We start from the raw sequence: 20,400 nt of genomic DNA, 5'->3' as shown, positions 1-20,400 counted from the left end.
GTTACTCGGGGAAGGCGCCACCGTTGGCTGGCTGCGATTCGACTTCGAGCAAGGTCAGTTTGAGGGTTTTGCCACCCGGCGCCGGCCAGTCGATGTGCTGACCGACTTTCAGGCCCAGCAGCGCGCTGCCGACGGGTGCCAGGATCGAGATCTTGCCTTCATCGGCATTGGCATCCTTCGGATACACCAGCGTCAGGTGGTAATCCTTGCCACTGCCTTCTTCGCGGCAATGCACGCGGGAATTCATGGTCACGACATCGGCGGGCACTTCATCGTGGCCGACCACGGTGTCGGCGCGGTCCAGCTCGGTTTGCAGCGCAATCACGCCCGGCGCAGCCTGGTCTTTCTCATTCAGGTTGTCGATCAGGCGCTCCAGACGTTGCACGTCCAGACGGGTAAGGGTGATGGAAGGTGCGGTCATGATCCGGGCAGACTCCTTTCTTCTGCACACAAAAAAAGCAAAACCCCGCCAAAAAAGGCGGGGTTTTCACCAAGCCTCGATGGGTTGAGGCGTGTTCGGACACTATCACAGCTCAAAAAATATACAAGTCACGCCCCGCCGCACTGTTTGCGCTGCGATGCCTGCGCGCAAATTACCCGCCGCCGCTCATCGTCCGCCGAGCGCCATTCGCGGATATCTTCGACATGCCGGAAGCAGCCCAGACAGACCTTGTGCTCATCCAGCCGGCACACGCCGCTGCAGGGCGAAGGCACGGCCGGGCTGATGTTGCTGTAAAGCGGCTTCGGCGGACGAACAGGAGCGGTATCAGTCACGGAATCACAGGCCTTCGAAATCGAAATCGGCGCCGGCCTGCTGCTTGACGATGCGCTCGAGCATTTCGCCCAACTGCTCTTCGCTCTTGTCGCACATCCAGCGCTCGCTTTCTTCGTCGTAGTCGAAGTGAAAACCACCGGACACGGCCGCCAGCCACAGCTGACGCAGCGGCTCCTGACGGCTGAAGATCAGCTGCGAGCCGTTTTCGAACTTGACGGTGAGGACACCGGCCGAGTTCTCCATGTCGATATCCAGGTCGCTTTCATCAAAGATGTCTTCCAGTTTTTCCTGGGTTTCATCGACCAGATCGTGGAAACGGGCTTCGGACAAACTCATTGCGGCAACCTCAAAAAATGTTCTGATCAGGCTCAAGCGCCGAAAGATACGGACGCTGCCGGCCGATTGCAAAGATTAACGACCAAGCACCGGTAGGGCATCGAACACCCAACCCGGTGGGACGAGCCTGCTCGCGAATGGCCGGCACATTCAACATTATTGTTGCCTGACACACCGCTTTCGCGAGCAAGCTCGCTCCCACAGGGGTTTGCGCGCATACAGTGAGCCCCGCCGGACGGGAACCCCCTCGCATAGGCAAGCTGCCGGGTGGCCGGTATACTCCGGCGCAATTAACGCATTTTCAAGGATTTCGCCATGAAGCGCCTGATCTCTTCCCTTGCTGCGCTCGTCGCGGTTGCCTGCCTTGTTTCGGCCTGCGGTCAAAAAGGCCCGCTGTACCTGCCCGATGACGATCAGGACCCGGCCGAGCAAGCCAAATCGTCGCAACAAAAGCCTGCCTCCAAGGCACACAAGCACGACGTTTACCAATAAGGGATCGCCATGGACGCTTTTAACTACCGTGGCGGGGAACTGTTCGCGGAAGGTGTGGCGCTGTCCGCCATCGCCGATCGCTTCGGCACGCCTACTTATGTTTACTCGCGCGCGCACATCGAAGCCCAGTATCTGGCCTACGCCGATGCGCTGGCCGGCATGCCGCACCTGGTCTGCTTTGCCGTCAAAGCCAACTCCAACCTCGGCGTATTGAATGTCCTGGCCCGTCTCGGCGCCGGTTTCGACATCGTTTCCCGTGGCGAGCTGGAACGCGTCCTTGCCGCAGGCGGCAGCCCTGACAAGATCGTCTTCTCCGGTGTCGGCAAGACCCGTGACGACATGCGTCGCGCGCTGGAAGTCGGCGTGCACTGCTTCAACGTAGAGTCCACCGACGAGCTCGAGCGCCTGCAAGTGGTCGCCGCCGAGCTGGGCGTTCGCGCACCGGTTTCGCTGCGCGTGAACCCGGACGTCGATGCCGGCACCCACCCGTACATTTCCACCGGTCTCAAAGAGAACAAGTTCGGCATCGCCATCGCCGACGCCGAAGACGTGTACGTGCGTGCCGCGCATCTGCCAAACCTGGAAGTGGTCGGCGTCGACTGCCACATCGGTTCGCAACTGACCACGCTGCCACCGTTCCTTGATGCGCTCGACCGTCTGCTGGATCTGGTCGACCGCCTCGGCGATTGCGGCATTCACCTGCGCCACATCGATCTCGGTGGTGGTTTGGGCGTGCGCTACCGCGATGAAGAGCCGCCACTGGCTGCCGACTACATCAAAGCCGTGCGCGAGCGTCTGAACGGTCGTGATCTGGCGCTGGTGTTCGAACCGGGCCGCTTTATCGTTGCCAATGCTGGCGTACTGCTGACTCAGGTCGAGTACCTCAAGCACACCGAACACAAAGACTTCGCTATCGTCGACGCGGCAATGAACGACCTGATCCGCCCGGCGCTGTATCAGGCGTGGATGGACGTTACCGCGGTTAAACCGCGTGACACCGCTGCGCGCAAATACGACATCGTCGGCCCGATCTGCGAAACCGGCGATTTCCTCGCCAAGGACCGCGAACTGGCCCTGGCCGAAGGCGATCTGCTGGCCGTGCATTCGGCCGGTGCCTACGGCTTTGTGATGAGCTCCAACTACAACACCCGTGGCCGTGCCGCTGAAGTGTTGGTGGATGGTGATCAGGCTTTTGAAGTGCGTCGCCGCGAAACCGTGGCTGAGCTGTTTGCCGGCGAAAGCCTGCTGCCGGAGTAACCCATGCTGCTGCGTTTTACCAAAATGCACGGCTTGGGCAATGACTTCATGGTTCTCGACCTGGTCAGCCAGCACGCGCATATTCAGCCTAAGCACGCCAAGCAATGGGGCGACCGCCACACAGGCATCGGTTTCGACCAGTTGCTGATCGTCGAGGCGCCGAGCAACCCGGACGTGGATTTCCGTTACCGGATCTTCAACTCCGACGGTTCGGAAGTTGAGCAGTGCGGCAACGGCGCGCGCTGCTTTGCGCGCTTCGTGCTCGACAAGCGTCTGACCGCCAAGCGGCAGATCCGCGTCGAGACCAAGGGCGGCATCATCGAACTGGACGTGCGTAACGACGGCCAGATCGGCGTGAACATGGGTGCTCCGCGTCTGGTGCCGGCGGATATTCCGTTCGAAGCGCCAGCGCAGGCGACCAACTATCAGCTGGACGTCGACGGCACCACGGTCGAACTGGCCGCTGTGTCGATGGGCAACCCTCACGCGGTATTGCGCGTGCAGGACATCAACAGTGCGCCAGTGCATGAGTTGGGGCCGAAAATCGAACACCACCCGCGCTTCCCGGCGCGAGTGAACGTCGGTTTTCTCCAAGTCATCGACCGCAACCGTGCGCAATTGCGCGTGTGGGAACGCGGTGCCGGGGAAACCCAGGCCTGCGGCACCGGCGCGTGTGCAGCGGCTGTCGCTGCGATCAGCCAGGGGTGGATGGATTCGCCGCTATTGATCGACCTGCCCGGCGGGCGTCTGTCCATTGAATGGGCGGGCCCTGGCCAACCGGTGCTGATGACCGGTCCGGCAGTGCGTGTATACGAAGGACAAGTACGTCTTTGAGTGAGCAGAAACCATGACCGATAAGCCTCAGGTACCCGCCCGACAGTCCGACGAATCAGCGTCCGAGAGCCTGGAGGCGGCAGCGGTTGCCGCATACCTCGAGGCGCATCCGGACTTCTTCGTCGAGCACGAAGAACTGCTGCCCGCCCTGCGCATCCCGCACCAGCGCGGCGACACCGTGTCGCTGGTCGAGCGGCAGATGGCCATCCTGCGCGACCGCAACATCGAGATGCGCCATCGCCTTTCGCAGTTGATGGACGTCGCCCGCGACAACGATCGCCTGTTCGACAAGACTCGCCGCCTCATTCTTTCCTTGATGGATGCCAGCAGCCTGGAAGACGTGGTGATCAGCGTCGAAGACAGTCTGCGTCAGGACTTTCAGGTGCCTTTTGTCAGCCTGATTCTGCTCGGTGATAACCCGGCCCCGGTTGGCCGCTGGGTCACCCACGCCGACGCCCAAGTCGCTATCGGCGGTCTGCTCACCGAAGGCAAAAGCGTCAGCGGCACCCTGCGTGAACACGAGCTGGACTTCCTCTTCGGCGAAGAACAGCGCAAGCAGATCGGCTCCACCGCCGTCGTCGCGGTCAGCCATCAGGGTATCCACGGGATTCTGGCAATCGCCAGCCGTGACCCGCAGCACTACAAGAGTTCGGTGGGTACACTGTTCTTGAGCTATATCGCTGAAGTCATGGGCCGCGTGCTGCCACGGGTCAACAGCTCCCTGCGCTCGGTACGCTGAACATGGAACGACAACTGGACGCTTACTGCGAACACCTGCGCAGTGAGCGACAGGTGTCGCCGCACACGCTGTCGGCCTACCGTCGCGACCTCGATAAAGTCCTCGGCTGGTGCGTGAAACAGAACATCGGCAGTTGGGCAGCGCTGGACATTCAGCGTCTGCGCAGCCTGATCGCCCGTTTGCATGCGCAAGGTCAGTCCTCGCGCAGCCTCGCCCGACTGCTATCGGCGGTTCGCGGGCTCTATCACTATCTGAATCGCGAAGGCCTTTGTGACCACGATCCGGCCACCGGTCTGGCTCCACCGAAAGGCGAGCGTCGCCTGCCGAAAACCCTCGACACTGACCGTGCGCTGCAACTGCTGGAAGGTGCGGTCGAGGATGATTTTCTGGCGCGGCGTGATCAGGCGATTCTGGAGTTGTTCTATTCCTCGGGCCTGCGCCTTTCCGAGCTGACCGGGCTCAATCTTGATCAACTCGACCTCGCCGATGGCATGGTCCAGGTGCTCGGCAAGGGCAGTAAGACCCGTCTGCTGCCGGTGGGCAAAAAGGCCCGCGAAGCCATCGAACAATGGTTGCCCTTGCGGGCGATGACCAACCCGGCGGACGATGCGGTGTTCGTCAGTCAGCAAGGCCGGCGCCTCGGCCCGCGCGCGATTCAGGTGCGGGTCAAACTGGCCGGCGAGCGCGAACTGGGGCAGAACTTGCACCCGCACATGCTGCGGCACTCCTTCGCCAGCCACTTGCTGGAGTCTTCGCAGGATCTGCGCGCGGTGCAGGAATTGCTCGGCCATTCCGACATCAAGACCACGCAGATCTACACCCACCTGGACTTCCAGCACCTGGCGGCGGTCTATGACAGTGCCCACCCACGGGCCAAACGCATGAAAGGCGATGATTCATGAGCATCCAGTTGATCACCTTCGACCTCGACGACACGTTGTGGGACACCGCGCCAGTCATCGTCAGCGCCGAAGCGGTATTGCGCGAATGGCTGAGCGAGCATGCGCCGAATCTGGGTGCGGTGCCGGTTGAGCATTTGTGGGCGATCCGCGAGCGGGTACTGACCAATGAACCTGGGCTGAAACATCGCATCAGCGCGCTGCGTCGGCGGGTGTTGTTTCATGCGATGGAAGACGCTGGATACGCCCACGGTGAAGCCACCGACTTGGCAGACAAGGGTTTTGAAGTATTTCTGCACGCACGGCATCAGATCGAAGTGTTCCCTGAAGTGGAGCCGGTGCTGGAGATTCTCGCCAATCATTACGCCCTTGGCGTGGTCACTAATGGCAACGCCGATGTGCGGCGGTTAGGCCTCGCGGATTACTTCAAGTTTGCGTTGTGCGCGGAAGATATCGGCATCGCCAAACCGGATGCGCGATTGTTCCACGAGGCCTTGCAGCGCGGGGGCGCTACAGCCGAAACCGCCGTGCATATCGGTGATCATCCGGGGGATGACATTGCCGGGGCGCAGCAGGCCGGGTTGCGGGCGGTCTGGTTCAACCCGGCGGGGAAAGCATGGGAAGCGGATCGCTTGCCGGATGCCGAGATCCGCAGCCTGACCGATTTGCCAGCGGTGCTTGCCCGCTGGAATGCCTCCTCGAAATAATCCACTTCCCCCCCTGTGGGAGCGAGCCTGCTCGCGAAGGCATTCTGTCATTCAATACTGATGTTGACTGACCCACCGCTTTCGCGAGCAGGCTCGCTCCCACAGGGAATTGCGTTCGTTTTGCTAACTTTATTCCAGGCATGAAAAAGCCCGCAGCGACGGCGGGCTTTTTCAGCAAGCCAGCGGCACGCCTCAGATAGGGCGGCTGCCGTACTTGTTGTCCGGCTTCTTCGGAGGATCGGCGACCACATTGGCCTCCACTTCCTGAACCTTGCCGCCGCGAGACAGGAACTCTTCCATGGCCTTGGCCAGGGCGTCGCGCTCCTTGTTCTTGGCTTCAATGCTCGGCAACTCGTCTACCGACACCGCAGCCTTGGCTTTGCCTTTGGCAGCCGGGGCTGGCGTATCTTCGCCGCCATCGTCATCAGCAACGTCTTCCGCTGCTGCTTCCAAGCCTTCCTCGGCCTCGTCTTCGTCGCCTACTTCGAGGTCGTCGTTTTCCAGATCATCGTCGCTCATGTTCTACCTCATGACTTGCGAAAAGCAGATTAGTTATAGACCAGCTTTGGCAACTGTCGAAAGTCGCCGTTAAAAAATCAGTAACCATTGATGACCAACGGTTTACGCCCCTTCACCGTGCAAGGTGGCGAGGACTTTTCGGGCACCGCCATGATCACGGTGCTCGCCCAGATAAACGCCTTGCCAGGTCCCCAGTGCCAGCCGACCTGCCGAAACCGGCAGACTGATCTGGCAACCAAGCACGCTGGCCTTGAAGTGCGCCGGGAGGTCGTCCAGGCCTTCGTCGTTATGCTCATAGCCGTCTGTTCCTTGTGGGATCAGACGATTGAAAAATCGTTCGAAGTCGCGACGGACCGCCGGATCGGCGTTCTCGTTGATGGTCAACGACGCCGAGGTATGCTGCAGCCACAAATGCAACAGACCAACCCGGCACTCCCTGAGTTCAGGCAGGCCGGCGAGTAACTCGTCCGTTACCAGATGAAAGCCCCGGGGCCGTGCCCGCAGGGTTATCAGAGTCTGTTGCCACATACAGTTCTCCGCACGTTCGGGGCGCATTCTAGCGCGCTCTGGGAAAAAACAAAGGCCCTAATATTCGCTCAATGATGTAAGCCTTTGGCCGGTGAAAAACCGCCGTCGTAAACACGACTAAAGGCGTACGAAAAATCCTTTCAGCCTGTCGCTTAATGACAAATCCCGGACAAAAAAATGCCCGGCGAACCGGGCAATTTTTTTCAGTGCGCGTACTTACAGGTTGTAGCCGCGTTCGTTGTGTTGTGCCAGATCGAGACCGACCGACTCTTCTTCTTCGGTCACACGCAGACCCATCACGGCGTCCAGAACCTTGAGGATGATAAAGGTGACGATCGCGGTGTAGATCACCGTGAAGCCCACGCCTTTGACCTGAATCCAGACTTGCGCACCGATGTCGGTGACGGTGCCGAAGCCACCCAGCGCCGGCGCAGCGAACACACCGGTGAGGATCGCGCCGAGGATACCGCCGATACCGTGTACGCCGAAGGCATCCAGGGAATCGTCATAACCGAGTTTGCGTTTCAGGGTGGTGGCGCAGAAGAAGCACACCACGCCTGCTGCCAGACCGATCACCAGCGCGCCCATCGGGCCCACGGTACCGGCAGCCGGAGTAATTGCCACCAGACCGGCAACCACACCCGAGGCGATGCCCAGTGCGCTTGGCTTGCCGTGGGTGACCCACTCGGCAAACATCCAGCCCAGCGCGGCAGCAGCGGTAGCGATCTGAGTCACGAGCATCGCCATGCCGGCGGTGCCGTTGGCGGCGGCGGCGGAACCGGCGTTGAAGCCGAACCAGCCGACCCACAGCATCGCCGCGCCCATCAGGGTGTAACCAAGGTTGTGCGGAGCCATCGGGGTGGTCGGGAAGCCTTTGCGCTTGCCCAATACCAGGCAGGCAATCAGACCGGCCACACCGGCGTTGATGTGCACCACGGTGCCGCCCGCGAAGTCGAGCACGCCCCAGTCCCACATCAGGCCGCCGTTGCCGGACCAGACCATGTGCGCGATCGGTGCGTAAACCAGGGTGAACCAGATGCCCATGAAGATCAGCATCGCGGAGAACTTCATCCGCTCGGCGAATGCACCGACGATCAGCGCCGGGGTGATGATCGCGAAGGTCATCTGGAAGGTGATGAACACCGCCTCAGGGAACAACGCCGCAGGACCGGTCAGGCTCGAAGGCGTGACACCGGCGAGGAACGCCTTGCCCATGCCGCCGAAGAACGAGTTGAAGTTGACGACGCCCTGCTCCATGCCGGTGGTGTCGAACGCAATGCTGTAGCCATAAATGACCCACAGGATGCTGATCAGACCGGTAATGGCGAAGCACTGCATCATCACGGAAAGAATGTTTTTCGAGCGAACCATGCCGCCGTAGAACAGCGCCAGGCCGGGGATGGTCATGAACAGCACGAGGGCTGTCGAGGTGAGCATCCAGGCAGTGTCGCCGGAATTGAGGACTGGGGCCGCCACTTCGTCTGCCGCCATTGCAAGGCTTGGCATTACGATAGACAACAGGGCTCCTAGCCCTGCGAATTTACGCAGAGTCATATTGTTTTCTCCTGGGGCGTTGGGGTTTGTGGCGGCGCTTAAATCGCGTCGGTATCGGTTTCGCCGGTACGGATGCGAATCGCCTGTTCCAGATTGACCACGAAGATCTTGCCGTCACCGATCTTGCCGGTGTTGGCTGCCTTGGTTATCGCCTCGATAACCCGGTCCAGATCCTTGTCGTCGATGGCCACGTCGATTTTCACCTTGGGCAGAAAATCGACCACATATTCCGCGCCGCGATACAGCTCGGTGTGACCCTTCTGCCGGCCGAAGCCTTTGACTTCAGTAACGGTAATGCCCTGCACGCCGATTTCGGACAGCGACTCGCGCACGTCGTCCAACTTGAACGGCTTGATGATGGCAGTGACTAGCTTCATGAAACTCTCTCCCGAATTGGTGGACTTGCCCCAGGAAAACAAACCCGACTCAAGTCTAAGCGCAGTGCCTGGCTTTGTAACGCATCGTCGGCCTTACCTGCCCGACTGACGCCAGCTAACCGCTGCTGACGAAACTCCCCGCTCCGTCTGCCGCACTGCATTCGTCACAGCGACTGCATCAGTGCATGGGTCGAAGGTGACTAAGCAGAAAGCTTGCCATCTCGCCAAAAACCCCTGATTTCAATCCCTTGGCCGCTGCTGCAAGCGCTTGCACGCAAAAGGCCATCCGGATACGCACAATAACGGTGCGCCGCCGTCCGTCCGCTTGCGCGAAAAGCGTGCATCCCTGACCGCGTAAATGACTATAGACACTGCGTGATACACTGCCGGCCATTGTTTCCAGGACATCCATCATGCTCGCGCCCAAAGACTTCCTCGACGCCCTGAGCGGCACCGCCTCCCGCCTGTTCAACGGCGACACCCCGCTGCCGAAAGCCGAAATCGAAAGCCAGTTCAAGATGCTGCTGCAAAGTGCCTTCAGCAAACTGGACCTGGTGAGCCGTGAGGAATTTGATAGTCAGATGGTGGTGTTGGCGCGTACTCGCGCACGACTGGAGAGCCTTGAAGCGAAAGTTGCTGAGTTGGAAGCAAAGCTCACTGCGCCCGAGCAATAACGGGCGACTGTCTGCCCCGCGTCAAGTGTGGAGGCGGGGACAGAGCGCGGTAAGCTCAGCTGATGCAGTAGAGCTTCGAAAGCAAGTAATCGACCATGACCTTCAGCTTCTGTGAACCATGCCGGTTTGGCTGATACAGCAGCCACGCCATGCCTTGCGATGCTCCCGAATAACGCCAGTGGGGCAGAACCGAATACAGACGCTTGTCCCTCAGCGCCTGTTCAGCAATCGCTGACGGCACACAGGCAATACCCAAATCACTCAGGGTTGCTTCGAGAACGGCCTCACTGTTCCTTTTCGGCTAATCAGAAAGTTAACAATTCGTTGCAGCGCTAGAGATCCTATCCAGCTTTGCAACGCTGATATACGCAAGTAAGGGAACTACAGTCATTCGCCAAACGAGGTAATTCGGTACGTTCGTACACATTGCGTAGTGCCATCAGCGATACCCGCCTTCGGCAGGCTGACTTGGCAATATCTGGAGATATATCCAAACGTTTCAGATACCGCAGAGCGCCCCGCCGCACATCTACGCTGGTTAAACCGCAGGAAGCGGTTTGCGAACAACTCAAGGAACACCATGTCCCTCTCCATCGTCCACAGTCGCGCCCAGATTGGCGTGGAAGCCCCGGCCGTCACCGTCGAAGTCCATCTCGCCAACGGTCTGCCCTCACTGACCATGGTCGGCCTGCCAGAAGCAGCCGTGAAAGAAAGCAAGGATCGGGTGCGCAGTGCGATCATCAATTCCGGGCTGCAGTTTCCGGCGCGGCGGATCACCTTGAATCTGGCACCGGCGGATCTGCCGAAGGATGGCGGGCGCTTTGATCTCGCAATTGCCTTGGGGATTCTGTCGGCGAGTGTGCAAGTGCCGACGCTGACTCTCGATGATGTGGAGTGCCTCGGCGAATTGGCATTGTCCGGAGCAGTGCGGCCGGTGCGCGGGGTGCTACCGGCAGCATTGGCGGCGCGCAAGGCGGGGCGTGCGCTGGTGGTGCCGCGGGCGAATGCCGAGGAGGCCTGCCTGGCTTCGGGGTTGAAGGTGTTTGCGGTGGATCATCTGCTCGAGGCGGTGGCGCATTTCAATGGGCATACGCCGGTTGAGCCCTATGTATCCGATGGATTGATGCACGCCAGCAAGCCTTATCCCGACTTGAATGAAGTGCAAGGGCAAGTGGCGGCCAAACGAGCGTTGCTGATTGCTGCTGCGGGTGCCCATAACTTGTTGTTCAGCGGGCCGCCGGGGACGGGTAAGACATTGTTGGCGAGTCGCCTGCCGGGGCTGTTGCCGCCGCTGGCCGAGAGTGAAGCACTGGAGGTGGCGGCGATTCAGTCAGTCGCCAGTGGTGCACCGCTGACCCATTGGCCGCAGCGCCCCTTCCGTCAACCGCACCACTCGGCATCCGGGCCGGCACTCGTTGGTGGCAGCTCGAAACCGCAACCCGGCGAAATCACCCTCGCCCATCACGGCGTGCTGTTTCTCGATGAGCTGCCGGAATTTGATCGCAAGGTATTGGAGGTTTTACGCGAGCCTTTGGAGTCAGGGCACATCGTGATTTCCCGAGCCAAGGATCGCGTGCGCTTTCCGGCACGTTTCCAGTTGGTCGCAGCAATGAACCCCTGCCCCTGTGGATATCTTGGCGAGCCGAGCGGCAAGTGTTCGTGCACACCAGACATGGTGCAGCGCTACCGCAACAAGCTGTCGGGGCCGCTGCTGGACCGGATCGATTTGCACCTTACCGTGGCGCGGGAAGCCACGGCGCTGAATCCTGCGATTAAGCCCGGCGAGGACAGCGCCAGCGCTGCCGCATTGGTGGCCGAGGCGCGGGAGCGCCAGCAAAAGCGCCAAGGTTGTGCCAATGCGTTTCTCGATCTGCCGGGTTTGAAGCAGTACTGCAAGTTATCCACAGTCGACGAAGCCTGGTTGGAGTCGGCCTGTGAGCGTTTAACGCTATCCCAACGCTCGGCCCATCGCCTGCTCAAGGTCGCCCGGACACTGGCAGACCTTGAGCAAGTCGATGCAATCAAACGCGAACACTTGGCCGAAGCGCTGCAATACCGGCCAGCGACACCTTAATGCTCGGTCAGATCAACCAGCGGCGTCTGCCGCACTTCGGTGTCGCGTCCGGCCTGAATTTCGGTCACACGCTTCAAGGCGTTATCCACAGCACCTTTGTCCGCGAGCAGGCTGTAGCTTATCTGGAACTGTTTGTGTTCTTTGGGTGCGATAGTCGGCACCAGATTCAGCGGACGCTGATAGCGGCGGTTATAAGAAAAGCTGGTACCCGGTTCCAGCCCGGTGACATAGCCCTGACCTTGGGTATCGGTGTTTTTCCACAGGGAAAACACCGGCAACTGCTGGGTGTTGAAGCCAACAGAAACACCGAGACTGCCGGCCTTGTTATGCAGAACAGTCAGGGTTTCGCCTTGGGCGTCGGCATAGGGCACGACGTTGTAGACGGTTTCGTCGTAATCCTTGGTCGGCCCGCGATACGTCTGCCAGTCGGCAAGTTCGCCCTTAGCCTTGTCGTTGAACGGCGAGACCTGTTTGACCGGTGCCGCAAACCGCGCGCCCTGCTCGAGAAACGGCGTGCTGAAGTTACTGTGATACAGCGCTTGATATTCCTTTGGATAGTCGCCGTTGTTGGTCAGCGTATCGTTCAACGCGAACGTTGTGCTGCCCGGCACCGTAACGAGTTCGGTCACGACAGAGAAATCGACCTTCTTGAACGCCTGCTCTTTCAGCTCGCCACGCAGGCTGATGGCGTACGGCGGGTTTTCGTCGATGTGCAGGGTGACCTTGCTGGCCGGAATGTTCGCGGCGCGACCGTGCAGGGTCAGCAGTTCACCGTTGTCCATGCCCGGATGGCCGACCCATTCGTAACCGCAGCGGGTCACCAGCTCGTTGAAGCCTTCCAGCCAGCCCAGACCACCACGGCCATTGAGCTCGATAAAGGCCGGATTGACCACTTCCTTGACCGGCGAATCCCAGCCCATACGCACATCCCCGACCTTGGCCTGCAGGACATTCATGCCACGGGTCGGCACCACCGAGAGCTTCATCGCGCCGTTATCGATGTCGACGATGCTCACACCCTCCTGCCGACCACCATGCAAGGTGCGCAGGGTTACAGAGAAGGCTTTATCGGTTTTGACACCCAGTTGCTCACTGGTCACGGTCCAGTTTTGCGCAGGCTTGTCGGAGTCGAGCAGGACGTAATCCCAAGCCATGGCCTGGGAAGCCGCTGCCATCGTGGCGAGGGCGACAGCGAGTTTGAGCGAAGTCATGAGCGTGCCTTTTATTGGATTTGTAGGTTTTTTATAGCGCTGATGAATCGTTTCAGCAAGCGTAAAAAACCCTTATCAATGCCGTCCTTTAGTCAGTGGCAAAATAATCCCGAGCGAGGTTGGCATTCTTCAGCTAGCCTCGTTCGGTTTTGGCCTATCGGCTGATTGACGGCGACATCATAATGACATTAAGGTCGCCAGCTAAATGCAGGAGCAAGGCACAGGCATTTCCGCCTGTCATTGCGCAACGGAACATATGGAGTATGGATGCGCGGGGCACTACTACGCAGCGGTAAGAGCGGGTCATTCACTGCCTTGGGCGAAACGGGCCAACCGGTTTACCGGGCGGCGCTGCAATTGCGCGAAGCGATTCGCCGCAAGAATCCCGAACTGGTCGATCACTTGGCCATTCCTCAGAGCGATGAACTCGGTAATCAGATCGACTGGTATAGCGGCCTCGACGGTGATGTGATCCCGTGGAGCAGCGCGACCGAAGAAGAGCGCGCGCCTGCCCGCCGCCAATTGGAAGCCTTGAAAACTGCCCTCGAAGAATTGAGCCAGCGTTTCCTCGGCACTGATTCGGACGAGCCGCAGCAAGGCGACAAAGCCGTGTTCGGCAAGTTGCTCAAGCGCGTCATCCACTTCCCCGACGAAAACTTCGTTTATCTGGTGCAAGGCAAACCCGTGCTGACCTTCTGGGGTTTCGAGCACGCCGGCGCCGATCGCAATCGCGATCCGTTGCACTGCCTCTATCAGGTTCCTCCGGTTTTCACCTTGCCTCCCGAAACGCCAGCGCCAGTAACGGCCCCGATCGCGCCGGTGGTTCCGGTCGTGACGCGCCCATGGTGGCGACGCTGGTGGTGGTGGCTGTTGCTGCTACCGTTCCTGTTGCTGCTGTTGTGGCTGTTGCTCGGCTTGCGCGGCTGCGTGCCGATTCCACTGGTGGCCGTCGACTTGCTGCCCGAGGGCGTCGTGCCTGTTGAAAGACAGGTTGAACCGCTGCCCGTCGGCACCGCGACCACGCTCAATGGCGTCCCGGTGACCGGCACCGGCGCGAACGTCGACACTGGCGCAGCCGTGCTCGGTGCAGAGGGCACACAAGGCGCAGAAGTGCCGGCACTCGACGGCAACGAACCAGCCGCAGAGAACACCGGCGTGAGCCAGGACCCGGCTGCGGAAACGCCTGCGGATGCTGCGCAAAATCCGACTGCCCCACCTGCCCCAGCGCAAGCAGAAGCTGACAAAGCCGCCGCAGCCAAAGCAGGCCCGGCCCTGAGCATTCCCCCCGATGCCGCTGACGGCGCCGCCAATTTCCTCGATGGCCAGTACCGCGCTGGCGCCGGCATTCAAGACCGCCGCACCGGCAAACCGCTGCGCCTGGAATACCAGTTCAAGGATGGCAAAGGCGAAGTGACGGTGCATCAGGCTGATGGCTCGAAATGCAGCGGCCCGGTCGCCGCCTCCATGAAGGGCGGCAGCCTCGCCATCGACAGTCAGGGCCAGGCCGTTTGCGGCGATGGCAGCACCTACGACATGCCCAAGGTCAACTGCCGCAAGGGAGCGACCTCGGTCGCCGATTGCACCGGCGGTTATGGCAAAGATCAATTCCCCATGTCCATGCGGCAGACGGGCGAATAAGTACGGAATAACGCGAAATGTTGCCTGAAGTCACCCAGTTCGAAGACACCGTCACGCTCGTCAGCGACACCGGCATCCAGTTCATGGATTTCGCCCTGCGCCTGGACCCTCGCAAGGAACCGGCGGGCGAATTCGCCCCGATGATCAGCGGGCTGGTCTGCCGGTTGATGTACAACGAAGAGAAAGACTTCTACTTCTACGAGCCCGAGCCGGAAAAGGTCGAGAAGGCCAAACCGGCCTTCAGCCTCGACATGAAAAGCAGCCTCGACCTGCTCAACGGTGTCTGGCTGCCGATCCCGTTTTTCCGCTTCATGCCGCCGCACCGCTTTGACGAGGGTCCGAGCAACTGGTCGCGCATGCGTCTGGTGAAACTCGACACGCCCGACATCGACGGCAATACCCATCGCCTGACCATGGCGTTCGACAGCCGCGTGATGCCCAAGCGTGACGGCACCGCGTACCTTGCGCCAAACGAAGAAGACATCAGCTCCGGCGTGTCTTTCAAACTGGCGACCAAGGCCAGCGAAACCCGCTGGTTCCTCGCTCAGCCGTGGGTCAACGAGTGGCTGCTCGAGTTGTTCAACGAAGGCAACAGCCATCGTTCGCGCGAAGAAATCGACATCGACATTCGCGCTAACCATCACCTGGCGCATTACCTCAACGTGCTCAGCCTGCTGGGCAAACCGTCAACCGCGATGCAGTCGACGGCGCGACCGAAAGTCGATATTCCGGAACTCAAAGTGGTCGCCAACGACAGCAATGGTCAACCGATCCTGGTTGACCTGGTGCTTGACGTCGGCAACTCGCGCACCTGCGGCATTCTCATCGAAAACCACGGTCAGGCCGGCTCCGGCCTCAAGCACAACTACGTGCTGGAATTGCGCGACCTGATCACCCCGGAACACACCTACAACCAGCCGTTCGAAAGCCGTGTCGAATTCGCTCAGGCGAACTTCGGCAAGGACCATTGCTCGGTGAAAAGTGGTCGGCACGACGCGTTCCAGTGGGCGACAATCGCCCGCGTCGGTAACGAGGCCGGACGTCTGGCCAGCCGTCGTCGCGGCACCGAAGGCTCGACCGGCCTGTCGAGTCCGAAACGTTATCTGTGGGACGAAAAAGCCTACGCACCGGGCTGGCGTTTCAACTGCTCGTACGTCAAGACCGACAACGAGCCCTACGCCACCGCCGCGCCGTTTTCGCACCTGATCAACGAGACTGGCGAAGCGCTTTACAGCCTTGACGAAGATGACCGTCTACCGGTGTTCATGCCGCGTTACTCGCGCAGCTCGCTGATGACCTTCATGCTCGCCGAAGTGCTGGCGCAAGCCCTGTCGCAAATCAACAGCCCGGCCCAGCGCTCGCGTCAGGGCCACACCCGCTCGCCACGTCAGCTCAACAGCATCACCCTGACCGTGCCGCCGGGAATGCCTCAAGCCGAACGCAGCATTCTCAACGAACGCATGCTGCAGGCCATCGGTCTGGTGTGGAAAAGCCTCGGCTGGCACGCCGGTGAAGAAGACCCGCACCAGACCGAAAGCGCCACTCCGCGCACGCCAATCCCGAGCATCCGCGTCGAATGGGATGAAGCCTCCTGCGGCCAGTTGGTCTATCTGTACACCGAGGTCAACGAGAACTTCGCCGGTCACCCGGAAGAGTTTTTCGACACCATCGCCCGCCCTGACAAGACCGACCGCGAACGCATTACCCTGGCGACCATCGACATCGGCGGTGGCACCACCGACCTGGTCATCACCGATTATCGCCTCGACCGCGCCGGCAATACCGGCAGCGGCAGCAACGTGCACATCGTCCCCGAGCAGCGTTTCCGCGACGGCTTCAAAGTGGCCGGCGACGACATTCTGCTCGACGTGATTCAAGACTTCATTCTGCCGAGCTTCGAGAAAGCCCTGCAGAACGCCGGGGTCAGAGCACCGGACTCGCTGATGTCGCGACTGTGTGGCGACGAATCGGTCAGCGCCCAAGACGTGATCCTGCGCCAGCAACTGAACCTGCAAGTGTTCTCGCCCCTCGGCCTGGCGCTGCTCAAGGCCTACGAACACTACGACCCGCAAGTCCCGCAGGAAGCCACACCGCAGAGTTACCGGCAGCTGCTCGGCGACAACGCGATCAGCCAGACCGTGCTCGAATACGTCAACGCTGCCGTACGCCGCGACGTGGGCGGGCAGAGTAATTTCGACCTGTATGAAGCGCAGATCAGCTTCGATCTGCAAAAGCTTCACGCCGCGTTCCTCAACGACCAGATCAATATCACCAAGATCCTCGGTGCGTTGTGCGAAGTGGTCGCGCAATACCCGTGCGACGTCCTCCTGCTGACTGGCCGCCCTTCGCGGCTGCCGGGCATTCAGGCGTTCATCCGCAAGGTCTTGCCGCTGCCACCGGGGCGCATTCTGGCCTTGCAGAACTACCGCACCGGCGGCTGGTACCCGTTCCACAAGAACGGCCGCATCGACGATCCGAAAAGTACCGCTTCGGTCGGTGCCATGCTGTGCCTGCTGTGTGCCAATCACAGCGTGCCGAATTTCTACTTCCGCTCTTCGGCGCTGAAACCGTACTCGACGGTCAAGCACATCGGCGTGATCGACCTGAACAACGTGATCAAGGATGCCGACGTGCTGTACCGCGACATCCAGTCCGAAGACTACAAGATCAAGTTGCCGGAAATCGGCGTGGGCGATGACGCCGACACGCCGCAGCTGGAAATGCGCGGCGACCTGCGCTTGGGCTTCCGTCAGTTGGCGGCTGATCGCTGGTCGGCCTCACCGCTGTACACCTTGCGCTTCACCAAATCGGGCCGGGACAAGTTCTCCCGCGCGGTCGGTGAGAACGGCAGTGCGCCGCTGCTCAAGGTGCGGTTCGAGGTCAAGACCGCCGACAAATACACGAAAACACAGGATCTGGTCAGCGACCGCCTCTCGGTGCGTGCGATCGAATCCAACAGCAGCAACGTCAGCTTCAACCCGCGCAGCGACCTCGAGCTGGAACTCAACACCATGCTCGATGCCGGCCTGAGCGAGACCAAGTACTGGCTCGACAGTGGAAGTGTGAAACGCAAATGAACGACCTGACCCCCGAGCAACGCCAGCTCTCTGCCCAATGGGCTGCGGTTTATGAAGGTGCCGGTCAGGCACTGGACTGGATTGGCCAGACGCGTGTCAACGCGCCACGTCTGGACAGCGAAGCCGACAACCTGAACATCCGCCTGCATCGCGCCCGCAACCTGGCTCACAGCCTCGGTCGCGTGGCCTGCACGCCGATGACCATCGGTTTCTTCGGTCTGTCCCAGGCCGGCAAGTCCTACCTGATTTCGGCGTTGGCGGCCGGTCAGAACGGCAAACTGGAGACCGATTACGGCGGCCAGCGCCTGGACTTCATCCGCCACATCAACCCGGTCGGTGGCGGCAAGGAAGCGACTGGTCTGGTGACCCGCTTCAGCCGTCGCGCCACGCCGAGCGAGGATCCGCAGTTCCCGGTGGAGCTGACGTTGTTCAAGGAAATCGAGCTGGCGAAGATTCTCGCCAACTCCTGGTTCAAGGACTTCGACCTTGAACGGATTTCCTACGAGATCGACGAAGAACGTATTCAGCGCGTGCTGAAACCGTTCGAAGGCCGCGAGAACGGACCGCTGCAACCGGGCGTCAACGCTGACGATCTGGTGTCGCTGTGGGATTACCTGCGGGACAACTTCCGCAACTCGGTAAAAAAACTCGAACACCTGTACTGGCCGAAAGCGCTGCAACTGGCGCCACGGCTGAATTATCAGGAGCGTGCCGAGCTGTTCGCCATCCTCTGGGGTGAGCAACGCGAACTGACCCGCGTGTATCAGCAACTGGCCGGGGCGCTGCACAAACTCGGCTTGCCCGAGACCGTGTTCGCCCCGCTGAAAGCTTTGGTGACGTTCGAGAACGACACCTACAGCCAGCGCGACAGCATCATGAACGTCGACATTCTCGAGCGCTTCGGCAGCCCGGCAGATTTGCCGGTCGACGTGCGCCCGCAAGTCAGCGGACGCCTGCAAAACAGTCAGGGCATCCCGGTCGCGCAACTGGCGGCACTCACGGCAGAAATGACCTTCGGCCTGATCGAGCCGCCGGCAGACGACATCGTCAATCAGGTCGACCTGCTCGACTTCCCGGGCTATCGCGGGCGCAAAAAACTTCACGAGATTGCCGACTCCAGCGATCCGGAATCGGCGACCAAGGACAACTCGGTTTCGCAACTGATTCTGCGTGGCAAGGTCGCCTACCTGTTCGAACGCTACACCGACAATCAGGAAATGAACGCGCTGGTGGTCTGCACCGGCTCGACCAAACAGAGTGACGTCAACGACGTCGGCCCGGTGCTGACGCGCTGGATCGAAAAGACCCAGGGCGCCGATGCTGCCGAGCGCAGCAAACGCGCGACCGGACTGATCTGGGCGCTGACCATGCTCGACCTGCGGGTGACCAACTCGCTGAGCCTGACCGCCGATCAATACGACGAGAGCTGGAACGGCATGGTCAAACTGACCATGCTCGAGCGCTTCGGCAGCCTCAACTGGATGAACGACTGGGCCGGCACGCCGTTCCAGAACACCTTCCTGGTGCGCAAACCGCGGATGGACGCGGCGTTTATCGTGCAGGACGCCAGTGGCGCCGAAACCGGCCTCAATAGCAATTATCAAAGCCGCGTCGAAGCGCTGGGCAGCAGCTTCGCCAGCAACGCGCTGGTGTGCAAACACGTCGCCAACCCGGCCAAGGCCTGGGCGGAAATGCTCAAAGATGATGACGGTGGTATCAGCCACTTCAGCGGCAGTTTCACCGGCGTGGCCAACATCGAATTCAAACTGCAGCGCATCCGCGAGCAGCTGAACGAATGCCTTGAAGGCCTGACCACTCATGGCCTCAGCACTTGGTATCACGCCGACGGCGACGGCGCGGCGGCGGCCAAGAAAGCCCAGGCGCAGATGATTCTTTCCGGTCTGGGCCGGCGTCCGGCGGTGCTCGGCGAGTTGATCGATCAGCTCGACATGAGCAGCGAAGAAGTGCGCGACCTGTACCTCAGTGGCGTCTACGAAACCGATGACGAGCCGGCGGCCAGCGATGAGCCGGTCAGCGCGTCGCCAAGCCAGAGCTTGTACGGCAACGACGCCGGTTTCGATTTCGACTTCGGTGGCGATCTGGGTCAGGAAAGTGCTCCGCTCAGTAGCAAAACCAACGCCGCGCCGGAGCTGCAAAGCAACGAGCACCGCTTCGCCAAAGCCGCGTTCAAAGCCTGGATCGCCCACCTGCGCGAACTGACCACCCGGCAAAGCCTGCTAAATCTGTTGGGCCTGGAGAAAGCCCTGCTGGAAGCCGTGGTCGATGAATTGATCACCGCCGGCTACCGCCATGATTTGCCGGGCCAACTGAGCCGCGCGGTACTCAAGCGCGCGCAAAGTGGCGCCCGTCGCGATCAACTGGTCGAACGTCAGGTGCTGGAAGTGCAACGTGTGCTGCGCGACTTCGTCTCTTGGTTCGGCTACATCCAGAAACCGGTGAGCGAACGCCCTAATAGCCGTGCCGGTGCCAAGGCGCCGCTGTTTTCGTTCTATGCCGACATCGGTCCGGGACAGGTTCCGGTGCTGCCGGCACAGCCGTCGAATCAGGCGCAGCTGTTTCTCGGCGACTGGCTCTCGGGCCTGGCCTACATCACGCTGGACAACGCCGGCCATGGTGCCGGTCGCGAAATCACCCCTGAACAGAACGAACGGCTGGGCCAAGTGCTCACCGCGTTCGCAGCGAGATAAG

19 protein-coding genes and 1 pseudogene are annotated in these 20,400 nt (G+C 60.6%); 11 read left to right on the top strand and 9 right to left on the bottom strand.

Annotation, left to right across the window (positions count from 1 at the left end):
• Window position 1 precedes the first annotated feature (1 nt).
• From rnk to cyaY, 3 genes are all read right to left on the bottom strand, one after another.
• Window positions 2-421, bottom strand: coding sequence for a nucleoside diphosphate kinase regulator (gene rnk, locus ACQ4OE_RS23525; RefSeq protein WP_053124969.1), 420 nt, complete (start codon window positions 419-421; stop codon window positions 2-4).
• A 128-nt stretch (window positions 422-549) separates the two neighbouring features.
• Window positions 550-774, bottom strand: a complete 225-nt coding sequence (locus ACQ4OE_RS23520; protein ID WP_405122668.1) for a DUF1289 domain-containing protein — start codon at window positions 772-774, stop codon at window positions 550-552.
• Window positions 775-778: 4 nt separating this feature from the next.
• Window positions 779-1,111 carry an iron donor protein CyaY gene (gene cyaY, locus ACQ4OE_RS23515; RefSeq protein ID WP_008084571.1) on the bottom strand — a complete coding sequence of 111 codons (333 nt, stop codon included), beginning with the start codon at window positions 1,109-1,111 and terminating at the stop codon, window positions 779-781.
• A 315-nt stretch (window positions 1,112-1,426) separates the two neighbouring features.
• Between cyaY and lptM the strand changes: the two genes are divergently transcribed.
• From lptM to ACQ4OE_RS23485, 6 genes are read left to right on the top strand one after another with little or no spacing between them, the layout of a single operon-like run.
• The gene (gene lptM / locus ACQ4OE_RS23510) at window positions 1,427-1,603 is read left to right on the top strand and encodes an LPS translocon maturation chaperone LptM (protein ID WP_122594558.1); all 177 of its coding nucleotides are present in this window, start codon (window positions 1,427-1,429) and stop codon (window positions 1,601-1,603) included.
• A 9-nt stretch (window positions 1,604-1,612) separates the two neighbouring features.
• On the top strand, window positions 1,613-2,860 hold the full coding sequence (gene lysA / locus ACQ4OE_RS23505; RefSeq protein WP_122594557.1) for a diaminopimelate decarboxylase: 1,248 nt from the start codon (window positions 1,613-1,615) through the stop codon (window positions 2,858-2,860).
• 3 nt (window positions 2,861-2,863) lie between these two features.
• A complete protein-coding gene (gene dapF, locus ACQ4OE_RS23500; protein WP_122594556.1) occupies window positions 2,864-3,694 on the top strand; it encodes a diaminopimelate epimerase in 831 nt (276 codons plus the stop codon).
• Between the two features lie 13 nt (window positions 3,695-3,707).
• Window positions 3,708-4,433: a DUF484 family protein gene (locus tag ACQ4OE_RS23495; RefSeq protein ID WP_430948075.1), complete on the top strand. Its 726-nt coding sequence runs from the start codon at window positions 3,708-3,710 to the stop codon at window positions 4,431-4,433.
• A 2-nt stretch (window positions 4,434-4,435) separates the two neighbouring features.
• On the top strand, window positions 4,436-5,335 hold the full coding sequence (xerC, locus tag ACQ4OE_RS23490; protein ID WP_034152032.1) for a tyrosine recombinase XerC: 900 nt from the start codon (window positions 4,436-4,438) through the stop codon (window positions 5,333-5,335).
• The gene (locus ACQ4OE_RS23485) at window positions 5,332-6,039 is read left to right on the top strand and encodes an HAD family hydrolase (protein WP_430948074.1); all 708 of its coding nucleotides are present in this window, start codon (window positions 5,332-5,334) and stop codon (window positions 6,037-6,039) included. The genes xerC and ACQ4OE_RS23485 overlap by 4 nt, the downstream gene beginning before the upstream one ends.
• Before the next feature lie 192 nt (window positions 6,040-6,231).
• Here the strand turns inward: ACQ4OE_RS23485 and sutA are convergent, their stop codons facing one another.
• The 4 genes from sutA to glnK all read right to left on the bottom strand — a co-directional run bounded on the left by sutA (window position 6,232) and on the right by glnK (window position 9,017).
• Window positions 6,232-6,558 (bottom strand): transcriptional regulator SutA, encoded by a 327-nt coding sequence (gene sutA, locus ACQ4OE_RS23480; protein ID WP_122594554.1) that lies wholly within the window; start codon window positions 6,556-6,558, stop codon window positions 6,232-6,234.
• A 102-nt stretch (window positions 6,559-6,660) separates the two neighbouring features.
• Entirely contained in the window at window positions 6,661-7,086 is a 426-nt protein-coding gene (locus tag ACQ4OE_RS23475; RefSeq protein WP_007920418.1) for a secondary thiamine-phosphate synthase enzyme YjbQ, read from the bottom strand.
• Window positions 7,087-7,302: 216 nt separating this feature from the next.
• Window positions 7,303-8,640, bottom strand: coding sequence for an ammonium transporter (locus ACQ4OE_RS23470; RefSeq protein ID WP_007920417.1), 1,338 nt, complete (start codon window positions 8,638-8,640; stop codon window positions 7,303-7,305).
• Window positions 8,641-8,678: 38 nt separating this feature from the next.
• On the bottom strand, window positions 8,679-9,017 hold the full coding sequence (glnK, locus tag ACQ4OE_RS23465) for a P-II family nitrogen regulator (protein ID WP_002555808.1): 339 nt from the start codon (window positions 9,015-9,017) through the stop codon (window positions 8,679-8,681).
• Between the two features lie 413 nt (window positions 9,018-9,430).
• On the opposite strand from glnK, the gene ACQ4OE_RS23460 reads away from it, so the two are divergent.
• Entirely contained in the window at window positions 9,431-9,691 is a 261-nt protein-coding gene (locus ACQ4OE_RS23460; RefSeq protein WP_430948073.1) for an accessory factor UbiK family protein, read from the top strand.
• A 55-nt stretch (window positions 9,692-9,746) separates the two neighbouring features.
• Here ACQ4OE_RS23460 and ACQ4OE_RS23455 read toward each other — a convergent pair.
• Window positions 9,747-9,971: pseudogene (locus tag ACQ4OE_RS23455) on the bottom strand (LysR substrate-binding domain-containing protein); the annotation flags it as partial.
• 300 nt (window positions 9,972-10,271) lie between these two features.
• Between ACQ4OE_RS23455 and ACQ4OE_RS23450 the strand changes: the two are divergent.
• On the top strand, window positions 10,272-11,765 hold the full coding sequence (locus tag ACQ4OE_RS23450; RefSeq protein ID WP_430948072.1) for a YifB family Mg chelatase-like AAA ATPase: 1,494 nt from the start codon (window positions 10,272-10,274) through the stop codon (window positions 11,763-11,765).
• Here the strand turns inward: ACQ4OE_RS23450 and ACQ4OE_RS23445 are convergent.
• Complete coding sequence (locus ACQ4OE_RS23445) at window positions 11,762-12,976, bottom strand: aldose 1-epimerase family protein (RefSeq protein WP_430948071.1); 1,215 nt, start codon at window positions 12,974-12,976, stop codon at window positions 11,762-11,764. The two genes, ACQ4OE_RS23450 and ACQ4OE_RS23445, sit on opposite strands and share 4 nt — an antisense overlap.
• Before the next feature lie 267 nt (window positions 12,977-13,243).
• Between ACQ4OE_RS23445 and ACQ4OE_RS23440 the strand changes: the two genes are divergently transcribed.
• The 3 genes from ACQ4OE_RS23440 to ACQ4OE_RS23430 are packed head-to-tail and all read left to right on the top strand — an operon-like array spanning window position 13,244 to window position 20,399.
• Window positions 13,244-14,614, top strand: a complete 1,371-nt coding sequence (locus tag ACQ4OE_RS23440) for an SrfA family protein (protein WP_430948070.1) — start codon at window positions 13,244-13,246, stop codon at window positions 14,612-14,614.
• Between the two features lie 17 nt (window positions 14,615-14,631).
• Window positions 14,632-17,691, top strand: a complete 3,060-nt coding sequence (locus tag ACQ4OE_RS23435; protein WP_122594549.1) for a virulence factor SrfB — start codon at window positions 14,632-14,634, stop codon at window positions 17,689-17,691.
• Window positions 17,688-20,399 carry a putative virulence factor gene (locus tag ACQ4OE_RS23430; RefSeq protein WP_430948069.1) on the top strand — a complete coding sequence of 904 codons (2,712 nt, stop codon included), beginning with the start codon at window positions 17,688-17,690 and terminating at the stop codon, window positions 20,397-20,399. Before ACQ4OE_RS23435 ends, ACQ4OE_RS23430 begins: the two co-directional genes overlap by 4 nt.
• Window position 20,400: the final 1 nt, after the last annotated feature.

The organism is Pseudomonas sp. WC2 (assembly GCF_050586545.1).
GTDB lineage: Bacteria > Pseudomonadota > Gammaproteobacteria > Pseudomonadales > Pseudomonadaceae > Aquipseudomonas.
Note: the sequence above shows the minus strand (reverse complement) of the source record. Positions and strands in the feature narration are given on the sequence as shown.